The 21,238-nt window shown below is 65.3% G+C and carries 29 protein-coding genes; 11 read left to right on the top strand and 18 right to left on the bottom strand.

Annotated elements, in window-relative coordinates:
• Window positions 1–4 precede the first annotated feature (4 nt).
• Window positions 5–2,026 carry a toprim domain-containing protein gene (locus tag BKG60_RS19605; RefSeq protein WP_070945708.1) on the bottom strand — a complete coding sequence of 674 codons (2,022 nt, stop codon included), beginning with the start codon at window positions 2,024–2,026 and terminating at the stop codon, window positions 5–7.
• A gap of 246 nt (window positions 2,027–2,272) precedes the next feature.
• A complete protein-coding gene (locus BKG60_RS19600) occupies window positions 2,273–3,292 on the bottom strand; it encodes a DUF2637 domain-containing protein (RefSeq protein ID WP_234709440.1) in 1,020 nt (339 codons plus the stop codon).
• Between the two features lie 1,223 nt (window positions 3,293–4,515).
• On the opposite strand from BKG60_RS19600, the gene BKG60_RS19595 reads away from it, so the two are divergent.
• On the top strand, window positions 4,516–5,817 hold the full coding sequence (locus BKG60_RS19595; RefSeq protein WP_019349012.1) for a WGR domain-containing protein: 1,302 nt from the start codon (window positions 4,516–4,518) through the stop codon (window positions 5,815–5,817).
• A gap of 90 nt (window positions 5,818–5,907) precedes the next feature.
• Here BKG60_RS19595 and BKG60_RS19590 read toward each other — a convergent pair whose 3' ends face one another.
• The 4 genes from BKG60_RS19590 to BKG60_RS31755 all read right to left on the bottom strand — a co-directional run bounded on the left by BKG60_RS19590 (window position 5,908) and on the right by BKG60_RS31755 (window position 7,457).
• Window positions 5,908–6,156, bottom strand: coding sequence for a hypothetical protein (locus BKG60_RS19590; protein WP_075909872.1), 249 nt, complete (start codon window positions 6,154–6,156; stop codon window positions 5,908–5,910).
• Complete coding sequence (locus tag BKG60_RS19585) at window positions 6,153–6,497, bottom strand: hypothetical protein (protein ID WP_019349011.1); 345 nt, start codon at window positions 6,495–6,497, stop codon at window positions 6,153–6,155. The genes BKG60_RS19590 and BKG60_RS19585 overlap by 4 nt, the downstream gene beginning before the upstream one ends.
• Window positions 6,498–6,675: 178 nt before the next feature.
• Window positions 6,676–7,245 (bottom strand): hypothetical protein, encoded by a 570-nt coding sequence (locus tag BKG60_RS19580; RefSeq protein WP_019349010.1) that lies wholly within the window; start codon window positions 7,243–7,245, stop codon window positions 6,676–6,678.
• On the bottom strand, window positions 7,242–7,457 hold the full coding sequence (locus tag BKG60_RS31755; protein WP_131823403.1) for a hypothetical protein: 216 nt from the start codon (window positions 7,455–7,457) through the stop codon (window positions 7,242–7,244). Before BKG60_RS31755 ends, BKG60_RS19580 begins: the two co-directional genes overlap by 4 nt.
• A 191-nt stretch (window positions 7,458–7,648) precedes the next feature.
• On the opposite strand from BKG60_RS31755, the gene BKG60_RS19575 reads away from it, so the two are divergent.
• Together BKG60_RS19575 and BKG60_RS19570 are read left to right on the top strand one after the other, a co-directional pair.
• On the top strand, window positions 7,649–7,975 hold the full coding sequence (locus BKG60_RS19575; protein WP_019349008.1) for a hypothetical protein: 327 nt from the start codon (window positions 7,649–7,651) through the stop codon (window positions 7,973–7,975).
• A gap of 93 nt (window positions 7,976–8,068) precedes the next feature.
• Window positions 8,069–8,659: a nucleotidyl transferase AbiEii/AbiGii toxin family protein gene (locus BKG60_RS19570; RefSeq protein WP_165688720.1), complete on the top strand. Its 591-nt coding sequence runs from the start codon at window positions 8,069–8,071 to the stop codon at window positions 8,657–8,659.
• Between the two features lie 115 nt (window positions 8,660–8,774).
• Here the strand turns inward: BKG60_RS19570 and BKG60_RS19565 are convergent, their stop codons facing one another.
• From BKG60_RS19565 to BKG60_RS19550, 4 genes are all read right to left on the bottom strand, one after another.
• Window positions 8,775–9,065, bottom strand: coding sequence for a hypothetical protein (locus tag BKG60_RS19565; protein WP_019349006.1), 291 nt, complete (start codon window positions 9,063–9,065; stop codon window positions 8,775–8,777).
• 16 nt (window positions 9,066–9,081) lie between these two features.
• Window positions 9,082–9,297 carry a hypothetical protein gene (locus tag BKG60_RS19560; protein ID WP_070945705.1) on the bottom strand — a complete coding sequence of 72 codons (216 nt, stop codon included), beginning with the start codon at window positions 9,295–9,297 and terminating at the stop codon, window positions 9,082–9,084.
• A 46-nt stretch (window positions 9,298–9,343) separates the two neighbouring features.
• Window positions 9,344–9,700 carry a hypothetical protein gene (locus BKG60_RS19555; RefSeq protein WP_019349082.1) on the bottom strand — a complete coding sequence of 119 codons (357 nt, stop codon included), beginning with the start codon at window positions 9,698–9,700 and terminating at the stop codon, window positions 9,344–9,346.
• Window positions 9,701–10,008: 308 nt separating this feature from the next.
• Complete coding sequence (locus tag BKG60_RS19550; protein ID WP_019349083.1) at window positions 10,009–10,302, bottom strand: hypothetical protein; 294 nt, start codon at window positions 10,300–10,302, stop codon at window positions 10,009–10,011.
• A 640-nt stretch (window positions 10,303–10,942) separates the two neighbouring features.
• On the opposite strand from BKG60_RS19550, the gene BKG60_RS19545 reads away from it, so the two are divergent.
• From BKG60_RS19545 to BKG60_RS32720, 5 genes are read left to right on the top strand one after another with little or no spacing between them, the layout of a single operon-like run.
• Entirely contained in the window at window positions 10,943–11,203 is a 261-nt protein-coding gene (locus BKG60_RS19545) for a hypothetical protein (RefSeq protein WP_019349084.1), read from the top strand.
• Complete coding sequence (locus tag BKG60_RS31175; RefSeq protein WP_242663610.1) at window positions 11,200–13,485, top strand: Tox-REase-5 domain-containing protein; 2,286 nt, start codon at window positions 11,200–11,202, stop codon at window positions 13,483–13,485. The genes BKG60_RS19545 and BKG60_RS31175 overlap by 4 nt, the downstream gene beginning before the upstream one ends.
• A 12-nt stretch (window positions 13,486–13,497) precedes the next feature.
• Window positions 13,498–14,220 (top strand): hypothetical protein, encoded by a 723-nt coding sequence (locus BKG60_RS19535; protein WP_019348531.1) that lies wholly within the window; start codon window positions 13,498–13,500, stop codon window positions 14,218–14,220.
• A gap of 10 nt (window positions 14,221–14,230) precedes the next feature.
• Window positions 14,231–14,596: a DUF2185 domain-containing protein gene (locus BKG60_RS19530; RefSeq protein ID WP_019348532.1), complete on the top strand. Its 366-nt coding sequence runs from the start codon at window positions 14,231–14,233 to the stop codon at window positions 14,594–14,596.
• Window positions 14,597–14,617: 21 nt separating this feature from the next.
• Window positions 14,618–14,749, top strand: coding sequence for a hypothetical protein (locus tag BKG60_RS32720; RefSeq protein WP_268768169.1), 132 nt, complete (start codon window positions 14,618–14,620; stop codon window positions 14,747–14,749).
• A gap of 156 nt (window positions 14,750–14,905) precedes the next feature.
• On the opposite strand, the gene BKG60_RS19525 is transcribed toward BKG60_RS32720, so the two are convergent.
• Window positions 14,906–15,952 (bottom strand): hypothetical protein, encoded by a 1,047-nt coding sequence (locus BKG60_RS19525; RefSeq protein WP_131823402.1) that lies wholly within the window; start codon window positions 15,950–15,952, stop codon window positions 14,906–14,908.
• 48 nt (window positions 15,953–16,000) lie between these two features.
• On the opposite strand from BKG60_RS19525, the gene BKG60_RS19520 reads away from it, so the two are divergent.
• Together BKG60_RS19520 and BKG60_RS19515 are read left to right on the top strand one after the other, a co-directional pair.
• Window positions 16,001–16,288: a hypothetical protein gene (locus BKG60_RS19520; RefSeq protein WP_043371028.1), complete on the top strand. Its 288-nt coding sequence runs from the start codon at window positions 16,001–16,003 to the stop codon at window positions 16,286–16,288.
• A gap of 49 nt (window positions 16,289–16,337) precedes the next feature.
• On the top strand, window positions 16,338–16,517 hold the full coding sequence (locus BKG60_RS19515) for a hypothetical protein (RefSeq protein WP_131827525.1): 180 nt from the start codon (window positions 16,338–16,340) through the stop codon (window positions 16,515–16,517).
• A gap of 145 nt (window positions 16,518–16,662) precedes the next feature.
• Here the strand turns inward: BKG60_RS19515 and BKG60_RS32040 are convergent, their stop codons facing one another.
• The 3 genes from BKG60_RS32040 to BKG60_RS32545 are packed head-to-tail and all read right to left on the bottom strand — an operon-like array spanning window position 16,663 to window position 17,878.
• Window positions 16,663–16,812 carry a hypothetical protein gene (locus BKG60_RS32040; protein ID WP_019348820.1) on the bottom strand — a complete coding sequence of 50 codons (150 nt, stop codon included), beginning with the start codon at window positions 16,810–16,812 and terminating at the stop codon, window positions 16,663–16,665.
• Between the two features lie 24 nt (window positions 16,813–16,836).
• The gene (locus BKG60_RS19510; RefSeq protein ID WP_131823401.1) at window positions 16,837–17,391 is read right to left on the bottom strand and encodes a PIN domain-containing protein; all 555 of its coding nucleotides are present in this window, start codon (window positions 17,389–17,391) and stop codon (window positions 16,837–16,839) included.
• A gap of 52 nt (window positions 17,392–17,443) precedes the next feature.
• Complete coding sequence (locus BKG60_RS32545; RefSeq protein ID WP_019349036.1) at window positions 17,444–17,878, bottom strand: helix-turn-helix domain-containing protein; 435 nt, start codon at window positions 17,876–17,878, stop codon at window positions 17,444–17,446.
• A gap of 435 nt (window positions 17,879–18,313) precedes the next feature.
• Between BKG60_RS32545 and BKG60_RS19500 the strand changes: the two genes are divergently transcribed.
• Entirely contained in the window at window positions 18,314–18,511 is a 198-nt protein-coding gene (locus BKG60_RS19500; protein ID WP_019348779.1) for a hypothetical protein, read from the top strand.
• A gap of 343 nt (window positions 18,512–18,854) precedes the next feature.
• Here the strand turns inward: BKG60_RS19500 and BKG60_RS19495 are convergent, their stop codons facing one another.
• The 4 genes from BKG60_RS19495 to BKG60_RS19480 form a co-directional block, all read right to left on the bottom strand.
• The gene (locus tag BKG60_RS19495) at window positions 18,855–19,187 is read right to left on the bottom strand and encodes a hypothetical protein (protein ID WP_131823400.1); all 333 of its coding nucleotides are present in this window, start codon (window positions 19,185–19,187) and stop codon (window positions 18,855–18,857) included.
• Between the two features lie 67 nt (window positions 19,188–19,254).
• The gene (locus BKG60_RS19490; protein WP_043368406.1) at window positions 19,255–19,731 is read right to left on the bottom strand and encodes a hypothetical protein; all 477 of its coding nucleotides are present in this window, start codon (window positions 19,729–19,731) and stop codon (window positions 19,255–19,257) included.
• 55 nt (window positions 19,732–19,786) lie between these two features.
• A complete protein-coding gene (locus BKG60_RS19485) occupies window positions 19,787–20,788 on the bottom strand; it encodes a hypothetical protein (protein ID WP_019345321.1) in 1,002 nt (333 codons plus the stop codon).
• Window positions 20,785–21,237: a hypothetical protein gene (locus tag BKG60_RS19480; protein WP_019345320.1), complete on the bottom strand. Its 453-nt coding sequence runs from the start codon at window positions 21,235–21,237 to the stop codon at window positions 20,785–20,787. The genes BKG60_RS19485 and BKG60_RS19480 overlap by 4 nt, the downstream gene beginning before the upstream one ends.
• Between the last annotated feature and the right edge of the window lies 1 nt (window position 21,238).

The raw sequence follows: 21,238 nt of genomic DNA, 5'->3' as shown, positions 1-21,238 counted from the left end.
GCTCCTAATCCAGGTCCAAGGACGAGGTATCGATGCGCGAAGCGGCGTCGGCCATCCACGTGCGCCGGCCTTCAGGAGCCCCGCCAAACAAGGTGTGGTGCAGTGCGCCGCCGAGGGCGTCGGGGCGTACCTGAATGACGGTCCGCTGACCTGGATCCAGCACGGTGTTCCAGAAGTCGTCGGCGTTCATTTCGCCGAGGCCTTTGTTGCGTTGTACCTCGACCCTCGACCGGCCTCCTGACCTCAATCGAGCTACGGCGACGTCACGTTCGGTGTCGTCCTGGCAGTAGATGCGCTGCGAGCCGTCGGAGACCACGAACAGCGGCGGAAGGGTGACGTAGACCATGCCGGCTTCGACTAGAGGCCGGTAGAAGTCGAGGAACATCGAGATCAGCGACGAGTTGATGTTGCCACCATCGGGATCGGCGTCGGAGGCGAAGAGAATCTTGTCGTATCGGCACTTCTCCGGGTCGCAATGGTCACGTACCCCGCAGTCGAGAATCCGCTCGATAGCCTGAAATTCCTCCTTGCCGCGAGCTTTTGCGACCGTCCACCCGTAGACGTTCGGTGGTTTGCCCTTGAGCGGGAACGCTGCCTGGAACGTTGCGTCCCGCGCGGCCTTGATGGTGCCCAGAGCCGAGTCACCCTCTGCTATGAACAGCTCTGCTCCAGAACCGCGGCCAGTTTCACGGCAGGGCAGCAGCTTTGGCGGCAGTGAGAGATTCGTCCCCAGCCCCTTGGCTTTAGATGCCGCACGGGACCGGGATTTGGCCCCCTCAGCGCTGCGGCGAGCTCGTGCGGCTTCGAGAGCGAGTTTCGTCCACATGGTCACGGTGTCGGTGTTCGCCGGGTTGGCCGACCACACCGCGGTGCTGCGTGCCACGTCGGTCGACATTGCCGTGTTCAGAGACCGTGACGACACTCCGGTCTTGTCTTGGCCGTTCCAGGAGACATCAGGCGCACGGGTATCGACGGCCAGCGCGGTGACCGCGGCGAAGTCCTGCGGCTCGGGGCCATCCTCTCCTTTGGCCAGGCCGAGGTCGCGCAGCCGCGCGGCGCGGGACGCCAGGGCCTCGGTCAGTCCTTTTACAGCCGCGTTCAGATGTGATCCGCCATCAGCGGTGTAGACGGTGTTGCAGAAAGAGGACACCGTTGCGGGCTCGGCCGGTCCGGCCGTCAGCGACCAGCGAAACGGCGTAGGTCCACGACCAGTCACGTACTCGCCGCGGCCCTCGACGGAGGCCCGAAGCGCGGGTATGGGGGTCTGCGCGCAGGCACACATGAAGTCCAGCACTGCGCTCGTACCCCAAGGCCCGGAGAATGACCCCAACAAAGCTGCGGGTAGGGGACCGCTTGGCCAGCCTTCGTCGATCACGGTCAGGTGCACGTTTTGGGTCATGCGCACCGCCGCGTGGGCACGCAGCAGAACCTCGGTGATGTCGAGTGCGGTGTCGGGGGCCACCGACGGGTCGAGCAGCATGCGTACAGAGGTGCCGTGCACGGCGGGCTCGCCGTTGGACACTCCACGCAGCTTCTGAGTGTCATCGCGGGTGAAGTCGGCGTCGGGATTGAAGCCGTCACCCGCGAAGCGGCCAGGATACCCACCACCAAAGCTCTGCTTGTACGTTTTCCCGGCGCGGTACACGGTGACGTCAGTGCGTCGGGAGATGAATACCGCAGCTGCAGCACCGATCCCGTTGAGGCCGGCACCGGTGGACTCGGCGTCGGCATGCGCGGTGAACTTCCCACCTGACCGCGCCGTGCCCAGTGTTTTGACGACGCCGTTCTTTCCGGCCGGGTCGGAGTCAACAGGTAAGCCCCGACCGTCATCAGTGACGGTGAACGATCCGTCGGATCTCAAGATGATCGACACCGTGGACCCGTGAGCACCTGCCTCTTCCACGGCGTTGTCGACGATCTCGCGAGCGGCGGTCTGGTAGACCCTCGCACCGAGGTTGACCTGTGGCCGCATCCGGGTGTGCTGGATGTCGTCTAGCTCGATGACATCCGCGGCGGTGTAGCTCACTGACTAGATCCTTCCGTCGGTGGCGGGGGCTGGTGCCGCGCACCTTCTTGGTCCGGGGAGGCGCATCTGGGATTGCAGTCGCGGATCGGTCGGACCTGATGCGTTTCAGGGACACCTTGCCTGCGCGCGGTGCGTTGGCCCAGGGAGCGAGCACGACACGCCGGGGGAGCGAGAACGGCCGGACCGCGCCGCAGAATCGCTCGCTGTCATCAATTCCAACGCGGGTCAGGAAGCGGCGAGCAAAGTTCAATCCAAGCCCGATTGTTGTACTTCTCGTGCTGCGCGCAGGATCCTCTGAACCTTGCTCGGTGACGTACCGAGTTCAGCTGCAATCTCCCGACTCGGCTTCTTTTCCGCGTTGTGATCCAGGACGGCGCAGATCATGTCGGGGGCAGCGGCGACACGCTTCGAGTCGAAGAGCTGGTGAGCCAAAGCGGCGTGTTTGGACCGCGACAGCTGCGACCGTCGGGGCGCGGGGTACGTCGAGCTTCCTGGCTGTGGGCGGTTCGTTTGGTCGCTGCCCGAAGTGGCGGCAGGTTCAGACGTGGACAGTGACGAAGCGGATATGGGTGCTTCAAGACCAGGTGGTGGCAGCGTTGCGCGTGTCTGGTTCTGATGCGCCCCGTCACGTGTGATGGCGGGCGTTGCTTCGCGATGCGTCGCGTCAACAGGTGCTTCACGAGCGTCGTTTCGCTGCATCACCGCGGGCCGGGCTTGCGTCACCGGCCCGCTCCGGTTGAAGCGATGCACCGCGGTGGTGATGCAGCCGCGCAGGCGAGAGATGCGGTGGCGTGCTGCGTCAGGTGCGTCATTGGTTGCGTCAGCTGCGGCGCTTTGGTGTGCCATCGCGGCGATCTCGATACGCGTCAGAACGACTAGTCCGAGAGTGCAGACCGCGATGATTCCATCGATCATCACGGGGAAGAGAGCCGCCTCGTTCGCCGTGTATCCGTACTCGATGGCCAGCGACCGCAGTGCGTCGAACGAGAGCCTGAATGCCGTGGCGGACAGGGCAATGATCGCGACAAGGAAGCACCAGTAGGTCGGACCGCGCGCGGCGATATGTGACCACAAGCCAAGCAGGTGAGTGAGACTCAACAGTGCGAACGGTGCCAGCGCGGCTGCGACAATCGGTCCGACAGCGGCGGCACCGGAGTGCGTGATCACGGTCCGAGCAACGTTTCCAGACAGGCTAGCGGTGGTGGCGAATGCCAGCAGTGCCCACAGCAGGCGACGTACGCGTGTGTGTATTTCGTAGGGGGTCACCGCATTCCCTTTCTGGCCCGCGCGCCGGGTGCGTTGGCCGCGATTAGGAAACCAGAAGTTGCAATGTGATTCGGGTGCAGGACGCGCATCGGACGAGGGGCGCTTTTTGGGGTACTGCGAGCTGTGGCACCCATAATCGACTGTGCTACAGGCCTCTCGCATCGTCGGCCGGCTGATGCGAGCCTCCTATAGTCCGCACGATGTCGTAACGCGCATGCGTACGGGGTATTTGTTCGATGACGACTCCGCGCTACAGGCCGCGCTACAGCGCACGCTACGGACTTCGCTACAGCGATCGATACAGCGATACCTACACAGATAGATACAAATACCGATACAACGCCAGATACGGCTTCCCTCAAAGTCTTTGGCGATGGATAACCGCCCCCGAACCCTCCGCTGCGAACCAACCGCCGACGTGCTCATGCACGGTGGGATCAGCGGAGCGGAGGTGCACCCGTTGCGGCTCGAATTCCGCGCCGACTGATGGGCGCATGCAGCTAGCCGGCTCGCGAGTCGTGCTGACTAGCCGGGGCTGCATCCGCACCTGTGGCAGCGGTTAGCGCGGACCGATGGCGGGCTGTCACGTCCCTCAATGATCACGTTGCTAAATGCTCGCAGTCTCCGTTGACGTCGCCAGCTGTCATCGCGCCGTGGGTGGCCAGCGGGGGAGTGTCCGCACATCCGACATGCCGGTTTTCGCGACAGCATGCGACACCCCGGCCGGCTTCCACATGCATCGATCGGTGGCGCAGCTGGGCGCCAGCGCATGTCTCCGCTGCTGTTGGTAGCCACGAAACTCCGGGGCGCCAGAAGAACTGATTTGCGTCACGCCGACGCATCAGTGCCCGCGGTGATTGCGTCACCAATGCAGAAGCGGTGCGTCATGAACCGTGTGACGCGGTACAGCTTCGCGGAATGTTTTCCGTGTTCGCGTGATGCAGCACTGCGTCACGCGCTGCATCACGCAGCTGCGTCACGAGTCCGTCTGCAATGCGCTCAGCCGCGTCAAGCCACTGCGTCAAGTGACGCGGCGGTTGTGTCGTGCTGGTGCGTCACTCGTGCCGAATTGTTGCGTCACGATCGCCGCGAATCGGACTCTTCACTCGTCGGCGCATCAGATTGCCAATGCCCCGACCAAGCCGCGTTGGCGGTCTTGTGCGACTACTTGTCAGACCCGTCCATTAATCTCTATTTTAGAGAGAACCAGACGGGGAGAAAACATGACCACCGCCACGACACCCACCAATGCAGTCGAGACCGTGACCCTGATCCAGGTCAACGCGGCCGGCAACAACAACAAGTTCTACGAGCTGTCGAGGATGCCTGACGGATCGACACTGGCACGGTGGGGCCGCATCGGCGCTGGCAATGCCCAGACCCGCACCTACCCCGGACACGGCAGTTTCCAGGTCAAACTCAATGAGAAGCTGCGCAAGGGCTACACCGTGTTCGACGGAGCCTCCACCCGGGCGTGCAAACCTCACGCAGCAAACGGCGCGTTGCGCCGCCACGTCGCTGCCGGTCTGTTCCCCGGTGCCGTGCCATCGACGTCAGCCGAGCTGCTGGACCAGCTGGTCCGCTACAACAGGCACGCTATCGACAGCGCCACCGGTGGCCGAATCACGGTCAGCGACAGCGGATCGGTGACTACCGCACTGGGACCCGTGTCGCTTGACCAAGTCACCGCGGCGCGGTCAGCACTCGCCCAGCTGCGTTCCGGATACGACCGCTGGGCAGTGGAGAAGTACCTGACGTTGATCCCGCAGAAAATCGCTAACGTTCGCGAGACGGACTGGGTGACGCCCGCATGGTGCCGACAGCAGGACGATCTACTTGACGCGTTGGAATCGGCGGTCGTCATGTCAGCCGCGGCTGCCGACGACGAGGCTGAGAATGTGGCAATCCCGTTCCGTCACACGATGACCGAGCTGGGAACGGGGGATGAGGATTTCGCACGCATTGCTGCGAAGTTCGATCATTCTCGCAACTCCATGCACGCTGCGAACCGGCTCAAACTGCGCCGTGTGTGGACGCTCGTCGACGCCCACAGCGCAGCCTGGGACGCCCGTAAGGACTCCCTCAAGCACACGCGTGAGTTGTGGCACGGCACCACCACGGGGAATGTGCTGTCGATCTTGCGTACCGGCTTGATCTGCCCACCGTCGACGGCAGGTGCCTACAACACGACCGGCCGCATGTTTGGCGACGGCGTCTACTTCTCCGACCAGTCAACGAAAAGCCTCAACTACGCGATCGGCAGTGCCCCTGGGCAACGGGGTCGTGGTGGACAGGGCAATCCTCTGATGTTCCTCGCCGACGTGGTGATGGGCCGGGAATGCCGCTCTACTGCGGGCGCATATGGGTCTGATCTGGTACGCAGATCCCGCACCGGCACCGACGATAAAGGCCGCAAGTTCGACTCGCTCTACATCCGTGGCGGCCATTGCGGTGTACTCAACAACGAGATGATCGTCTGGCGCACCGATCAGATCAAGCTCACCCATCTGTGCGAGTTCCAATGAGCACGCCATGGTAGGCGTATCAGCCCGGAGGAAATGCGCCCCGTGTTGCCCTTAGTGGCCGGCTGAGAGCGTGGCGGACAAAATACGCGATCATGCGCCGTCGAGTCCACAGCCGGTGCAGATCAGAACCCGGCCGCCCAGGATCCACTCCGCATCACGGAGCCCCGCCGTGCACTCTTCGGGGGAACTGGGCCAATCTCGACCCGGAATCCGAGCCACGAGCCGGCCGGGGGAGACGAAACCTCCCGGGGTCTGGTGGTACTCGGGTTGACGCGGGTCCCAGTGCCCACCGATTTCGGACAGATCGGGAACCTCGCTGCGGTCGTACGTCCGGCTCATCGGTACTCCTCAGTGCTCGGCATGTAGATAGTCCCGGGAGCGCGGTCGCCGTAGTGATCCTTGTCCTGGACGGCGACCACGGTCACACCCGCCGCGGCCACTGCTGCGCCCGGGGAAGCCAGCGCCGCCAGATCGGACCTGGTTAGTCGCACGATCCCGGTGGAAGCCGCAGCTGCCTCGTCCCTGACGGTGCAGTCGGGGTCCTCGATGGAGCAGACGGCGATTCGGCGACAGTCCGTGACCAGGGTCCGGCAGGAGAGCGGGTCGTCGAGTTTGTCGGCGAGGGCAGTCACGTTGCGCTGCGTCAATTCGACGGTTTGGGTCGCTTCAATCCACTTCACGGCCGGGATGTTTCCCGCAGATGAGGACCGTCACAGTCCGGGGCGCGATCTTGCGCGGTGACGCGATCGATCTGTGTGTCCTCGCAGGTGTGCGAGTGGGGCCACGTGACCGGTTCTCCTGGTGTCGCACATGGCGAGGGCTGGGGAACGGGGACGAATACGTTGCGGGAAACCGGCCTCAGACCATCTCGACGCCGTGTTCTGCGGCCAACGCTCTGCCAGCCTCGGTGAACCTGATCCACGTGTCGCCCGGATCATGGTTGAACGTGGTGATCAGCCCGGCCTGCTTGAGTTGCGTGAGGTTGCCGTTGTCCTCGCGTGAACCGCCGACATTGCCGCCTACGAGCGGGGTCCCGCCCCAGTTGTCGGCGTCGCGGGCGTAATCGAGAAACAGTTCCAGCGAGCGCGCGGTGATATCGGCCATGGGCGGCATCGTCGTAGAGATGCGTCCGGCATCGGTTGTGGGGCGCGGTGCGAAGTGAGCGGCGAGATGCCCGGCGTGATCGTCGGCCCGCGTGGCGTCACGGCCATGTACGGCAACGACACTGAGCACAATCTGCGAGTTGCTCGACGGTGTTCGGACACGGCTGTACCCGAACGCTGTCATCCCGGTTGCGCTGGCACATAGCTCGGCGGCACTACCGCTGGGTGTCGGGCAGTCGGTGCTACGGGCCTTGGCGCAGAAGGACGTCGGGTTGCCAGAGAACACCCAGATCCGTAGCCGGCCGACGTACCGGTAACGGGTCACTGCCCCGCCCACGGCATCAGCGCCTCGGCGGCCTCCTCCGCCGACACAGCCCCGGTCCCGCGCAGCAGCCTGTGCCACTCGCGTTCTCCAGCCAGGTACTCCTCCACCTCGGGTGGCAACTGCGGCCCCGTCAGATCCTCCGCGTACTCGTCCACAACCAGTTGGACGCGCCCCGGCCGCGATCGGTTCCACCGAGTTTTGGACCCGCCCACGCGAAATCAGCGTTGGCCGCCGCGACAGCGATACGAAAGTCGGCCAGGCCGCAGGGAAGCTTGATCGGTTGGCCGCCGGCGGCAGTACCGCGGGCGACACGAGAATCGGGTCATGGCCCATACTCCGCCGAGTACATGACACTGCCAGTGCAGTCCCGATAAACTTTTAGACGTGCGGAGAGGAGGAGATCATGCGCACCGTTACACAACGCGACGTGTTGCCTGAACGGCTGTACCGGCCGTTCGCCGTGCCGGATCGCCTCGATGAGCTCCAGGGCCCGGCAACGGGCTCCGTCGAGCTGCCCAACCGTATCGCCTGGCGGGGCCGCAACGCGTTCGATCTCGATATCCAGGCCGACGCCGTCGCCGCATACAGCGCGGTCTTGGCCAACGGGACCGAAGCTGATGTGCGACGGTGGGTCAACGCAGACCTGGTCCGGGCAGTGTTTCCCCAGGTGCGGATCCCTCGGCTGGTCCGCCAGGAGTGGGAACGGCTGCTTTACCCGATCCCCGTCTGACCGCGCCGCGTATCCGCGTCTTTGCCACGCGCACTCACTGTTGCGCGTATGGAGCGACTTCCAGGGCTCATTGGTCAGGTGGCCGATGTCGTGTTGCCCGCGCTGGCCCGCATCAATATCGCGTTGGCGGGAGGCAACGGGCTTCGCGTGCACGGGGTGACTTCCCGTGACTCCACCGACCTCGACACATACACCACGTCCTGGGAAACCGGTGTCTACGAAGAGGCCAGCCGTGCGGTGATCGAAGCTGCGCGGTCCGCGGGCTGGAACGTCGAAATCGTGGCTTCGGACGACTTCTTTCGCAGCATCACTGTCTGGCAGCCGGGCGCGGACAAAGAGCGCGACGGCGTGGGAGTCGACATCGGGCAGGAGTATCGGGCACGCGACGTGCGCGTAGTTCCGGGCGGTGGCCTGGTCATGGATCTCGACGACATCGCGGCGGGCAAATGCCGGGCTTTGCACGACCGCCGAGAAGCGAATGACTTCGCTGACGCCGCGAGTTTGTTGGCGCATCCTGGATGGAACCTTGCCAGGCTCTTCGATGCCGCGAAAGCAGCACTTCCGAACCTGGCGCTGGAAGAGTTCCGGGAACTGCTCCACTCAGTTGTTGTGATCAGCGACCGTGAGCTCGATCAAACAGGTGTGGCCGCATCTTTCATCCGCGGCGTGCTGAACAGCGCCTGACTGCCGCCCGGGTAGGGCATATGCGCAACGCAGTTCCTCGACGCGCAGACCCGCGGACGGGCGATCAGGGTCTGGGTGTTGACGGGCACGGTGGTCTCCGTGGGTTGGGGGAAGTTCAGTGGACGCTGTCGGGGCCGCGCCCGAGGATCTTCACGAGCGCATCGGAGGCCGCGTCCGCGACTGCGGGGTCCGCGGCGATGAAGTGCAGCGGAGGGTGCCCGTCGCGCTCGACCGACGCGGAGTGCGGGTGCGCCTCAGGTACCGGCTCTTCTTCGACCTGCGTGCAGTCGTCGGAGCCGGTGAAGTAGTTCGCCGCGTCCACGGCATGAACGTCGCGGAGCTCGGCCCAGAAGCAGGTGTAGGGGTCCAGCTCCGTGTCCGAGATGACGGTGACGGTTGCGTGCATGCGCGGCTCCTCGTCCCTACCTGTTGATGGCCCAGTCGCGGACCCACTCGACGGCCACCTCATCGGTAGCTGACTCCGCGAAATAGTCCGAGCCGGGCAGGATCCGGCACGGCCGCGGCGTGCACGCCGATCCGTAGGCGGGCCCGCCCTCGCAGACAATCTCGGCGGTGCGACGGCCACCGCCGAGGCCAGCGTGGCTCTCGCACAGGTCGAAAACGGTATTCTTACGCATGGAGTGGATTCCTTCGTGAGCGGTGATGGTTCGAGATTTGTGCCGGTCAGCGAGCGCAGTTCCGGCACAGCCAGTGATCGCCGCAGTCCTGCGCCAGATCACCTTCAGCGAGCCCTGCGCAGCACTTGTAGCAGTGCTGATTCCAGTCGTCATAGGTGAGCCGCACGAGACCGACCGGACCGTACTTCCCCTTGATCCACTCGACCACCTCGGGCATACCCGGATCCTGATGCGCGTAGTGGTACGCCTCCGCCTCGCTGGCGTAGCCGAGACTTACGAGCTGGTACTCGAGATCGTCGCCTGTGTAGTTGGCGAGCACATCGGTCAGGACAGTTCGCGCAGCCATGGGGTTCATTCCATCTGAAACCGCTCGGTCGACCATGCTGTTGACGGTCACGTCCATGTCAGTTCCCTTTCTTCGCACCAGTGCACGGAGTTCGCCCGCCGGCACCCCCGCTTCGCCTCGGGCTTCAGCGCTCACCTCGTGCCTGTTGGACAGCACGCCGCATGCTCTCCGCGGCGACGGTACGGTCTCGGTTGTTCAGGACGGCGGCAATGAGGTCCGCAGCAAGCGGGTCCAGGATCTGATCTTCGAGTCCGACGTCGGCTGCGTCCGGACGGTTGCCTGCTCGGGTTGGATGTCGATGAGCACGTGCTGTTCCCTTCAGCGGTTTCCGGGGTCAAGGTGACTCATGAGGCCCCTTGCGGTGGTTAGGCGCTGAACCGCACGACGGTGTTGACGGGAATGCGGTGCACTGTGCGGGCGTCGTCGTCTGCGATCACCGTCAGGGCCTGCGCGTCGGCCTCGGTGAGGGTGCCGGTGATGGTCATGTCAGGTGCCGGGGAGTCCGGTCCAGTGGTGATGGTGACGGGCGCGTAAGGTTCGCCGTCGGTGAGGATGTCGGCGGCTGTGGAGGACACCGTGGCGGCGAAGGTGCCCAGCCAGCCGGAGCCGGAGCTGATCAGGTTGATGTCGTAGTTGCCGTCACGGGTGTAATTGGGCATCGTGTCGTCTTTCTATCGTCCGAAGCGCCTTGTTCTGTCACTGCGGGCCCACCATCGCGCCCCGTGCGCTGATTCACCGCACGGGGCGCGAGCCCTGCCTGACGTGCTCACCTTCGATGTGGGACCCGGGCGGCGCAGGGTCGCTGCCGCGATTCGGCGATTGATCCGGCCGGCACGCGCGACTGACACGCTCTGCACTCTCGTCCTCGCCGCGTTGGTGGACGCGGCATGCGGATGACCTGCGCCGTTGTCTGTTTCGCCTGTACTCCCGCGCGGCGCGACTGTCACCACGAGTGGATCTGCTCCGGGTCGCTCGACCCCCAATAGCTGCAGTCGCGTTCCGTCGATGGATCAACCGCGCCGACGCCGACGCCGACGCCAGAAATGCATCCGGACCAACGAACGAACCCGTACCCCGGTACGGGTCGGGTGGTGCCGATGCTCTCCGGGATCCGGGACACGAACCCTGGAAGCTCGTCGCCGGGTTCGCTGTGTCCGTTGGCGCGCTCCTGGTGAGCCTCGACAGACTGGGCGTTTCAGCCGCTCAAGCTGCGCAAATCGTAGTTGCCGAACATTGTCACGTCCCTCGGCAATCGTGAGGTAGCCTCACGACCAGGTGTTCGCCGGTTGGGGGATTGGCATGGCAAACAAACTGAACGTGAACTCTGACGGCCTGCGCATCGCAGCTGCCGACAGCGAAACCGCTACCGCTGCGCTGGCCGGCGAAGGCGGGGTGTCCTCGAACGTCGGCATCGCTGCGATGGACGCGGCGCTGTCCTCGCTACGCCGACGCCAGGCCGACCGGATCAGCGGTCAGGCCGGCGACATGTCGACTGGTAGCGCGCGCTATGACACCACCGACGGAGACGGCGGCGACGCCATCACCACGGTGAGCGTGTGAGCGCTGCTCCCTCGGGCCGGTTCACCACGCGTTCGGAGATCGAGGACCTCACCACGTCCGACTTCTCCGACGCTGCGACGAGGTGGCGCACCGCCGCAGACCAGTCGGACGAGGTGTTCGACCGGCACCGGCAGAACATCGCGGCTCCTGGCGGAACCACCTGGGAGGGTGACGCCAAGGATGCGGCGCTGGATCGGGCCACCGCTGACGGCGCGGTGGCCGGTGATCAGAACGGAGTCGTGCGCGAAGCCGCTGACATCGCCGAGGACGCCGTCACCGACATCAACGCCGCCCAGCGCGAGGTGCTCGCGGCGATCACCGAGGCCGAGAACGACGGCTTCACGGTCAGCGAAGACCTCAAGGTGACCGACGCGCGCAAGTACGACATCGACACGGTCGCCGAGCGGAACAAGGCCGCCGCCGAGCACGCCGAGGACATCCGCTGGTACGCCGAGCGTCTCGGCCAAACGGTCGCGTTCGCGGAAGGGCGCCTGCAAAAGAAGGCCGGTGAGCTGGAAGATATCCGGTTCGAAGGTGAGGGTGAGGGACGTGACGGCGAGCCCACCATGCGATTCGTCGACAACAAAGTCCAGGACAAGCCGGACGAGGACCGCAAAGACGAGGCGGGTGACAAACCCGCGGAGCAGGCGACCGGTCAGATTGGTCCGTTCGCGGTACCGAAGTCAGTGGAGGACGCGGCGAAGAAGTCGGGGCTGAAACCCGACGAGAAGCCCGCCACCGCCGGGGACGTCGGCGGTGACCTGGGAGACCTGTTGGGTGCGAACGATCCTCCGGCGGCCGGGACAGAACCGAAGCCCACCGCGGCGCCGGCGATAAGCCCGCAGGCAGTCGAACAGTTCAAGACGCAGGCCCGGAATCTATTGCGGCAGCAGGGCGTGCCGCCCGACCGGATCGAGTCGCAGGTCAACGCCATGGTTGCCGACGCGCAGCGGATGAACGCCGCGCTCGCGGACTCAGCTGCTCACACGCCGGCCAATCCGGACACCACGCCGGGTCCCCCGACCGCCGACACTCGCAGTCTCGGTGAGAAGCTCGGGGACAAGTTCAACAACTTCGTCAACGAGGCGCACGACCAGTTCTACAACCGGCTCGACTCCACGGTGGAGACGCTGCAGAACCTCACCGGCACCGGCGGGGAGGGCCACCCCGGCGTCGCCGAGTCGTGGCAACAGCTCGGGGAAGCGGCCGTCGAAAACCATATGAAGGATCCGCTGCATCTGCGTGACCCGATGGGGCCTCTGGGACCGTGGGGCGCCGTCAACGGGGTCGTGGACGACATACCGGAGATGATCGAGAACCCGGGCAAGCACGCCGGCGACGTGTTGTTCGACGCCACCGCCATGGCCGCCACGGCGCCGCTGGGCGCGGAGGGGTTGCTGGGCAAGTCGATGCTCCCCGAGCTGGGTGCGCTGGAACGTGGCGTGCTGCCCGAGGTAGGTGCGCTGGAACGTGGCGTGGTGCCGGTCGTCCCGCACACGGCCGAACCGCCGGTGGTTCCGCACACAGCTGAGCCGCCCGTGGCGCCCCGCACCGCAGAAGCGCCTCCGATCCCGCACAGCGCCGAGCCGGTCGCTCCCCACACTGCGGAGCCGCCACCCGTCCCGCACACGGCAGACCCGCCGGCCGGGCACCACACGCCTTCCGCCGACGCGCCAGTGGAACACTCTGCGCCGGCGCCCGATACCCCGGCACACCACGTCCCCGACCAGGTGCCGACCCACCGGCCACCAGCGCCCGACACTTTCGACCCGGGCCAAGGGTTGCACTACCCTTCCGCCGACTCCCACCACCCCGGCATGTGGCCGCCGCAGACGCCCGACATCACCTACAACAAGGCCGAGGGGCAGTCGGGCTGGACGCATATCCAGCACAACGTCGACAAGGACTGGCTGCCCTACCAGGGCCAGATCGGAGGTGTCGAGCGCACACCCGAGGGCGCGATGCCCGAGTGGAGTCAGATCAACCCTGAAACGGGTGCGAAAGTCGATTTCGACGGACACGACTACCGCGGCCCCCAGGAGGTGTTCCTCGAAGCCAAGGACGGGTTCCGGGGCTTGGCGTTCGCGCCGGACAACTCCTACTGGGAAGGGCGAGCGGAGAAAGCACTCGCCCAGGTCCAACGGCAGCTCGAGGCGATCCCTCCAGATGCCGTGCTGGAATGGCACGTGTCGGACCCCTACGGGGCGGCTGCACTTCGGCAACTGTTCCAGGACCGCCAGATCTACGACGTCGACGTGTTCTACACCCCGAAAGCACCATAGGATTCAGAGACGATGAGTACCGCCGTCACAGCCCCGGTGTGGGGCAATCAGCGCGCGAATGTCCGCGCGATCCGCGTAGCTGCTGGTGAGTCGCCGGAATCGATCGCGGCCCGCACTGACGCACTGCTGCGCGAGTTGAAAGCAGCGTTCGACGTACCGGAATGGCGGCTGACTAGCGGTCAGGTGTGGGAGGGCTCCCCAGATGCGCTAGTGGACCTCGTGCGTAGCAACCCCGTGCGTGAACTTGTCGGCGGGTCCGAGGAGATCGGGGAGGCCCTGCAGGGCGAGGGGTACTCGTTCGTGCTGTCCGGTGCTGGGGGGCGCGTTTCCCCGCGGGTCTGGATCGCAGCTGGGAACCCCGTCGTCGGACGGAGGCTACCGACCCACCATCTGCTCCTTGAACTCCGTGAGATGTACGTCGGCGCCATTACCGCGGGCGACGGCGACGCTGCGTGCGCCGCGGTCGCGCAGACGTGGGAGTCTGCCACGTTCACTCTGTCCGACGACCCGGTTCGTCAGCTCGCGCGGCGGGGCAACTGGAAGATCGGCATCGGCTACCGCACCTGGATCAGCTCCGAGGTCGGGATGGTCAGTCGGGTCGCGCACGGGCTCACCGCGTCGGAACTGGCTGGGGGAATGTTGATCTCGGCGCCGGACGACTGGGCGGCCGAGCGGGTGGTCGCCGCGATGACGGAGACGCTCGCCGCGAACGGTCTCGACGAAGTGCCGCACTAGGCCAGCTGCGGTGACCAGGTATATCGAGTTCATCCCCCACGCCGGCGCGTGCTTGGCGACGACCAACGTCATGGACCGCCGGGGCAAGGTGCGGTGGATGGTGAGGGTGCCGTCCACGGGCGGTGCGGACAACGGCTGGCAGATCATGAGCCACATCGACACCACCGAGTACCTCACCGACAAGAGCAACTGGCGGATCGTCGCGTTCAACGATGTGTGCAACATCGAACCAGCACTCATAGGTATCTATGACTTCCCGGTCGGATCCGACCTGCAGATCGTGCGAGACGAACGCGGCATCAGCATCTACGACACACCGACAGGACGGCAGATCCCCGTTGAGGACTTCTACGTGCCACCTCAGTTCCGAGACTGAGCGCGACCGAGAGGCATGGCGATGTCCTACATGGCGGGACAGCTGCTCTTCTTCGCGGTCGTCGCGGCGCTGATCGGCGGCGTGATCTTGGCGGTGGTGTTGCGCAAACCGCGCCCGCCGCTTGAGGAAGCGGACGACGAAGACGACGAGTGATGAGTCGATTGCGCAATAGGCCGCCCGCGGGCTCGGATTCCCTTCCTGCCGTACAGTCCACCCCTGCCAGAGCCAGGGGTGTTGGCTCGGCGTAGAGCGCTTGGTACTCCGCCGGGATCGGCACGAAATGATCATCGCGGTCACTGCGTGCAGCTGCTATCCAGGTAGGTCGACGAAGAACTGCCGGGTTGCTGGCCAGACTGCTGATGGATCTTGCTGGCCACTAGCCGCCGCGTCGCTGTCGTAGCTGCGCGCGCCGGCGAACGTCGACGGCACTGTCTGCAGTGCAGCGCCCCCAAATATTGGGCCCGGGGACGGCATCGCCTGGGGTGCGGATCGATTGGCGGCGTTCAGCGCATATGCCACCGAGCGGGAGAGCCCGGGATAGGGATCGACCCCCGGCGGCAACAGGCGGCCCTGCCTGCGCAGCGTGTCGATCACAGCCATGAGCGCAGTGCGGCCGGCTTCGGCGGTGAGACTGTCGACCTGCAATGAGAAAACCAGATCGGAATCGGCCAGCGCGGTGGCCTGTACATCGGTCACTTCACGGTCCTGCAGGCGCGCAGGACGAGAGCCACACAGCGTCACTGGCTGGTGTATTTGGTCGGTTCGGCTCGACCAAACCGTGGTGAAAACGCGTACGGTGTCGGGTATTTCGGTGCTGTCGATGGTGACGACGGATTCCTCGATATCCGCATCGGGTGCGATGGCGCTAGCCACGCGCAGGTACTCGCTCGCGCGTGCCGGGTCAGTGAACATCGCGTCGACGGCGGCGCCCGCGGGTTCGTCAAACGGGTCGCCGCAGCGGGTGATGACGCGCACCTGCTGGCCGGCGAGCAGATCCGCCGGGCACGTCGCGTAGCCGGCGGATGCCAGCGCGGACATCACGACGTGGGAGTACGGGATGGCGAGGTCAGCCGCGATGCGGCGCAGCGTCTCCGGGGCGGGGAGGCTCGCCTTCCATCGAGTCACGGTGAGTCGGTTCACGCCGATGCGGTCGGCGAACGCTGTCACTGTCTCATCGCGTGCGTCCAGGATCCGATTGATCAACTCAAGCAGATTCTCCATGTGACGCAGCGTAACGCAATGCATATCATAAGATGCGGATTGCACATCGCACGATGCGCAAGAAGTTATGCAGCTGCGTGCGATCGCGCGCATGGACGCCGCGATTTCAAAAGGTATGTGCAGCCCGCCGACCACCGCGCCACCACCTTCCAGGGCCGCGGCACGCCGTTACTGTCCCGGCCCATGCGACTGCATCACATCTGCGAGGCGTGCGGGACCGAAGCGATCCTCGACTCGGAGGCGGCGTTCACTGCCGGATGGGATTACCCGCCGCGGATGGGCCAGTTCGGTGTGATCGGCCCGCGCGTCTGCCCGAACTGCGCCATCAACCGCACCGTGTGGTGGGCGCTGGCCATGGAGGGCTACACCGCCGACATGCTCAATCCGCAGCAACAGGCGGTGATTGCACGGATCCAGGCCGAGCCGGGGTCGATACTGACGTCCGACGGCGACGGTCAAGAGACATGCTGACCGCGCCGCTCAGGGCCGCGAACGACGAGCCCGGCACATGCTCTCCGACATGGCTTTCGAGATTCCGAACAACATCCCCGCTCAGATAACGATCGTCAAGCGGGCCAAACGCGGCGATACCGAGGCAATCGGTGCGATCGAAGCGCTGCCTGAAGGTGTGTGGATGCGTCAGGCATTGGCTGACCCTAACTGGCCACGTCTGCGAACCCGGGTAGACCCTGTGTACTGAACCCCGCCGCGGCTGCCGCATCTTCGGGCAGCGGCGCGTCGGCCGGCATCCGTACCTGGCGATCGGTGATCATGCAGTACGACGCATGCTCGCGCACTCGCCAGCGAAAACTGGACTGCATACCGGAGCGGTCGTGGAGCTCCCACTACTTCGCGTTGACGGTGTCGAGTTCGATGTCGAATCCCCGCTCGGTGGGCGACACCTTGTACTGGGAGTCTTCGGCAGCGGAAGCCACCACATCACCGAACGCGCTCACCAGGAAGCCTGCTGCGGCAGAGCAGACTGAGGTGTCCACGGTGCGGGTGTATGTCGTCGCCCGCTATCCGAACAGCTCTTGAAGCCGCTGCTGGACCCTGTCTGCGAACACCGATGCTCCGGCCAGGCTGAGAGCGTAAGGAAGCGGCCGGCGCCCGGGTTTGGCGCTCCAATACGCATGCTGTTTGGCGGTTACCCGCCGGACCAGTCCCGGCGAAGAGTCGTCGACCAGAGTCAAGAAAGTGTCGGCGGTGTGCGTCTCGAACTCGAGGTCATCGTTTCCTGCCAGGCGCTCAAACTTGGCATCGTCAGTCACGAGGTAGCCGACACAGCCAGAGGCGGCTGCATTCACGACATGCCAATCGTGGCGATCCGGGTGATCGCGGTTGGTGATCTCAAAGCCGTCGATCCGGCCGTCAGGGAAGAGCTCGCGGATGCGGTCGAACCGCGCCGTCAGGTACCCGTCAGAGATCTCGGGTTTGTTCTTGCGAAGGTGATATCTCGCCTCCGCGAGCACATCCTCGGTCCACACGACCTCGTACATGTTCCCGTAGACGCTAAGCATGCTGACCCAGTCGAGCAGCGTCCTCGAATAGATCACGTTGGCATCGATCAGCACACGTACCACGGGCATAGGTGGGACCGTACCGGATGCCTGAACTGCTGAACTGCTAAGTGTCCAGGCCCATTTCCTCATCGAGATCCCGGAGCGCAGACAGAGCTGCCAGCTGCTGCGCGCGTCTACGCTCACGGAACTTTTGGACATCCTCGGCGTGCAGACGTGCGTGGCTTCCGACTCTGTGTGCTTCGATGTCGCCGCGCCGGATCATTTTCATCAGCGTCGTCCGCGACACCCCAAGCTGTCCTGCAGCTTCAGTCGTGGTCAGCTCTGCGGGGAGCATGCCCACGGTGACCGTGCCTCCGGCCGAAACCGTGGAGATGATCTGGCCCAGTAGGTCAGCCAGTTCACGGGGAAGCTTGATCGGTTTGCCGCTGACGGGCAGGACTGCGAGGGCATCGGAGTGTTCGATCCGTCGCTCAGCCTCTTTGGCCTGTTCAACCGCCTGCTGCTCGACCACAATCGAGCGCTGCAACGTAGCGGTCACGGTGCACCTCCTTCATCCTTTAACCAGGCTAGGGGGTGTCACTTGTAAGTGCAACCCCGTTGCGATGCAGAACACCGACCATCCGTTCAACATTCCAGTTCCTACCCGGGAACAGGACGTGACATACTTCTGACCAGCCACAATGGGGCACGCAGCGCCGATCGGTGCGCGCCGGGACGGAGCCGACGGAAGCGGTTCCGGCGTCGATCCTGGACCGGAGCACAGTCACTCGAGGTTTATCGGCGGTGACCGACGAGAATTTCCATTCCCGCAGCGAGTCCAGAGAAAGCGCTGGTGAGCGCGTCTTGGGTGCACGATGCAGGGGAGTAACCGCCGGTCAACCGCGGTGCGGGCTGGTGGCGGCTCAAGGTTGGTGCCCGGGGTGGGGGCTAGACGTTGGCCGCCGTGTCCTAAAAGTGTGTGACTATCCCGGCCATGAGCATGATCGCACTCCTCCTCATCCTCGTGGCCGGGATCGCCGTCTGCTTTTTGATTGTTGGTTGGCGACGTAGCGACGAGGTGGCCACCGCTATCGGCGTCCTGCTGCTTTTCGCACTCGCGTTCGTCGGCCTTCCCGTCGCCATGTCCGACGACCCGCCACCTCAGCGGCCGGCGCAGGTCTCAACCCGCTAAACGCACGAACCTTGAGCTGAGCCGTGCCGAGGAGGTGCCACCAGCGCCATCCGAGGCGGTCGACCCGGCTATGTGGAGAGTTGCCGACCTGTTGACCGCGCGCCCGGACAGACAAGCGGTGCCCGGGTGTGGTTCCGGCGCATGAATCGGGGTGGAACCGATCACCCGCGGCGTGCGTCTAGACCGGTGTGGATGAGTACGCGGAGGATCTGCCGGGGCCGCGACTGCCGCCCGCGGTGGAGACGTACTTGGCTGGGGAGCGAGCCTGGCACAGGCTGCTGCGGGGGACGGGCGCGGTGACGGGGAAGGAGTCGGCCGAGGCGCTGTCGCGGTGGTTGGAGGCTTAGGCCTCGGGCACCAGTTCGGCGGCATCGTCGGGCTTGGCTGTGAGCAGCGCCGTGATCGGTACTCCGACTAGATCCTCCAACTCGGCTTGACGATCACCGGACAGCCGCGCCCACACCTGGTCGAACGGATGCCATGGCCTGTCACCTGGGTGGGCGCTGGCGCCCCACTCGCCCCAGTGGTCGGTACGCAGCTGCTCGCGGAACGTCTCCTCAGGCTCCCCGGAAATGAACAGCAGCAGGTCGTCGTCCACCCTCGCGGGCACCGGGGTGAAGCCGCGCGCTGTGATGTCGCCGGGATCGACCAGCCACTCGGGTGTCTTGCGGAACAAGCGGTGCTCCTGCACCACTGCGTCCGGGTCACCCGACTCGATCGCGGCGAGGAAGCGCTCTGCGGCCTTACGGCCGCTCTGCGGCCTTACGGCCGTGTCGATTGCGAATCGCCCCGAGCGGCGCCATCGCCTCCAGCACTGCCGGCGGGTCGGCCAGTCGCTGCGCGAGTACCCACAGGTGCCCCTCGTCCGACATGTTCCAGTCCCACCCGAGTTCCGGGTGACGGATTCGGTACACGGCCCACAGCGTCTCCCAGGTGGCCTCCGGTGCCCGGTCGGCCCAGCTGCCGGCCTTCACCTGGTTGCCGGTCGTGAACACGGTGTCCGTCCGCGGGTCGGCGAACACGAATCTGTTGTACGCCTTGAGATCTGCCCTCAGCGCGTCCACCGTGACGTTGTGGTCGGCGGCGACGGCCTCGATCAGCTCTGACACCGGTGAGGGCGCAAACCCGTCCCGCATGATCCGTTCCGCCAGCGAGACGCGGGTGCCGTGGTAATTCGGCACTTCGAGTTGAGCGACCTGGTCGGCCATGCTGATGTCCACGGGGACAGGGTTACTCATGACTGAGCGGCGTCGGCGGCCGGGGCGGCGGATTCGGTCACGGGTCGGGAATGACTTCTCGAACCGGCTGCGCCTGGAGAGCCGCGAGGGTGCGCGCAGGGTTCTGCACCAACTCCGCGAGCAAGCGGAACATGTGGTGTGCGGCGACTCGGTCGCTGCGGCTGTACCTTCGTGCGTCCAGCAACTTCGAGCGTGTTCGGTAACCAGCCAGTGGCACATGCTCGTTCGTCATCGCCCGCTTGTACCGGTCCTCGGTCGCCCACATCGCCTGATCGCACTCGTGGTCCGCATCGGCGATCGCGGCGATCTCCGGGGTCCGCCGCATCAGCAGGTCCATGCGACGGAGCCCCTCGGTGGACGGCCGCCGGGCTTCCACCTCGTCGAGCTCGGCGGTGTAGCTGGCGAAGATCTCCCGGGAAGCCGCCGACTCCTCCGTGTCCAGGTTGAGCGGCACCGCGAGCGTCTGCACGTGCGTGATCACAGACGGCACCACCGCGAGCGAGATAGACCCGGGGTGCTCGTGCACGTTGACGTAGCGCACGACCCGGTAACCCGCCTCGTAGAGCGCGCTGAGCCACACGTTGCCCATGAAGTCGGTGGGCTCTTCGCCGAGAGGCGACATCTCGGCGAGTGGGCAGGAGATCCGGACGCGGTGCAAGTAGAACTGGCTGTCCGCGTCGCTCTGATTCTGCATGCGCCGGAACATGTTCTCGATCGCCGACTCGAAGGTGCCCAGGTGCGTTGCGCTCGCCGAGGGTGACTCGTCGGTCGGCGGCCAGTCCGCGCGCGTGCTGCTGTGGTACCAGGCCAGCCGCTCGATCACGTCGGGGTCCGTCGCCGCGTCGGCCAGGTCAGTGAGCGCCGGGTACTCCGTCCTCGCGGAGACGTCGTGTCCGGAAGAGCAGGTTCGGGATTGTCCTCTGTCGCGGTCCTCGAACGTCATGACCACGCGATCGCCGCACTGCGCGCACTCGAACCAGCAGGCGTCGTAGGAGAAGTCGATCGGCTGCTCGATTCCGTCGCTGACGAAATCGCTCATCGGGGCGGCTGGATGAACAGCGGGCGGGACCGCTTGGTGGGATGGATGTATCGCTCCCAGCCGAGAGACGCCCAGAAGCCGTCGGCGCCCTCGGAGTACGCGATCAGACGTCGGTCCGGGTTTCGTTCCTCCACACCGCGGATCACCTGGGTGCCGATCTTGCGCCCGCGCGCAGCGATCGCCACCTCGATCCGGTGAATCATCAGCCGCTCGGCTCCGACCACCGGCACTCCCGTGTAAGTCGGGTTGACATCGCCGCCCTCTGCGAACTGGACCCGAGCGACCTCCACGCCATCCTCGAGCACCTGCACGGACCACGGGTCGTCCAGGTGATAGGGGACCTCGTCCCACCATTGCGGGTTGTCGTAGGCGACCTCCACGTCGAACGGCGGCATCCACGAGTACCTGTCCGCGGAACCGCGGCGGCGATCAATGAACTCCAGGGTCATG

The sequence above is a fragment of the Mycobacterium syngnathidarum genome (assembly GCF_001942625.1).
GTDB classification, from domain to species: Bacteria; Actinomycetota; Actinomycetes; order Mycobacteriales; family Mycobacteriaceae; genus Mycobacterium; species Mycobacterium syngnathidarum.
This window is presented reverse-complemented; position numbering and strand designations above follow the sequence as displayed.

Coding starts and splice junctions, on each gene's coding strand:
- BKG60_RS19595 (WP_019349012.1), top strand. CDS start 4,516: ATGACCACCGCCACGACACCCACCAATGCAGTCGAGACCGTGACCCTG.
- BKG60_RS19590 (WP_075909872.1), bottom strand. CDS start 6,156: ATGAGCCGGACGTACGACCGCAGCGAGGTTCCCGATCTGTCCGAAATC.
- BKG60_RS19575 (WP_019349008.1), top strand. CDS start 7,649: ATGCGCACCGTTACACAACGCGACGTGTTGCCTGAACGGCTGTACCGG.
- BKG60_RS19565 (WP_019349006.1), bottom strand. CDS start 9,065: ATGCACGCAACCGTCACCGTCATCTCGGACACGGAGCTGGACCCCTAC.
- BKG60_RS19560 (WP_070945705.1), bottom strand. CDS start 9,297: ATGCGTAAGAATACCGTTTTCGACCTGTGCGAGAGCCACGCTGGCCTC.
- BKG60_RS19555 (WP_019349082.1), bottom strand. CDS start 9,700: ATGGACGTGACCGTCAACAGCATGGTCGACCGAGCGGTTTCAGATGGA.
- BKG60_RS19550 (WP_019349083.1), bottom strand. CDS start 10,302: ATGCCCAATTACACCCGTGACGGCAACTACGACATCAACCTGATCAGC.
- BKG60_RS19545 (WP_019349084.1), top strand. CDS start 10,943: ATGGCAAACAAACTGAACGTGAACTCTGACGGCCTGCGCATCGCAGCT.
- BKG60_RS19535 (WP_019348531.1), top strand. CDS start 13,498: ATGAGTACCGCCGTCACAGCCCCGGTGTGGGGCAATCAGCGCGCGAAT.
- BKG60_RS32720 (WP_268768169.1), top strand. CDS start 14,618: ATGTCCTACATGGCGGGACAGCTGCTCTTCTTCGCGGTCGTCGCGGCG.
- BKG60_RS19520 (WP_043371028.1), top strand. CDS start 16,001: ATGCGACTGCATCACATCTGCGAGGCGTGCGGGACCGAAGCGATCCTC.
- BKG60_RS19515 (WP_131827525.1), top strand. CDS start 16,338: ATGGCTTTCGAGATTCCGAACAACATCCCCGCTCAGATAACGATCGTC.
- BKG60_RS19500 (WP_019348779.1), top strand. CDS start 18,314: ATGAGCATGATCGCACTCCTCCTCATCCTCGTGGCCGGGATCGCCGTC.
- BKG60_RS19485 (WP_019345321.1), bottom strand. CDS start 20,788: ATGAGCGATTTCGTCAGCGACGGAATCGAGCAGCCGATCGACTTCTCC.
- BKG60_RS19480 (WP_019345320.1), bottom strand. CDS start 21,237: ATGACCCTGGAGTTCATTGATCGCCGCCGCGGTTCCGCGGACAGGTAC.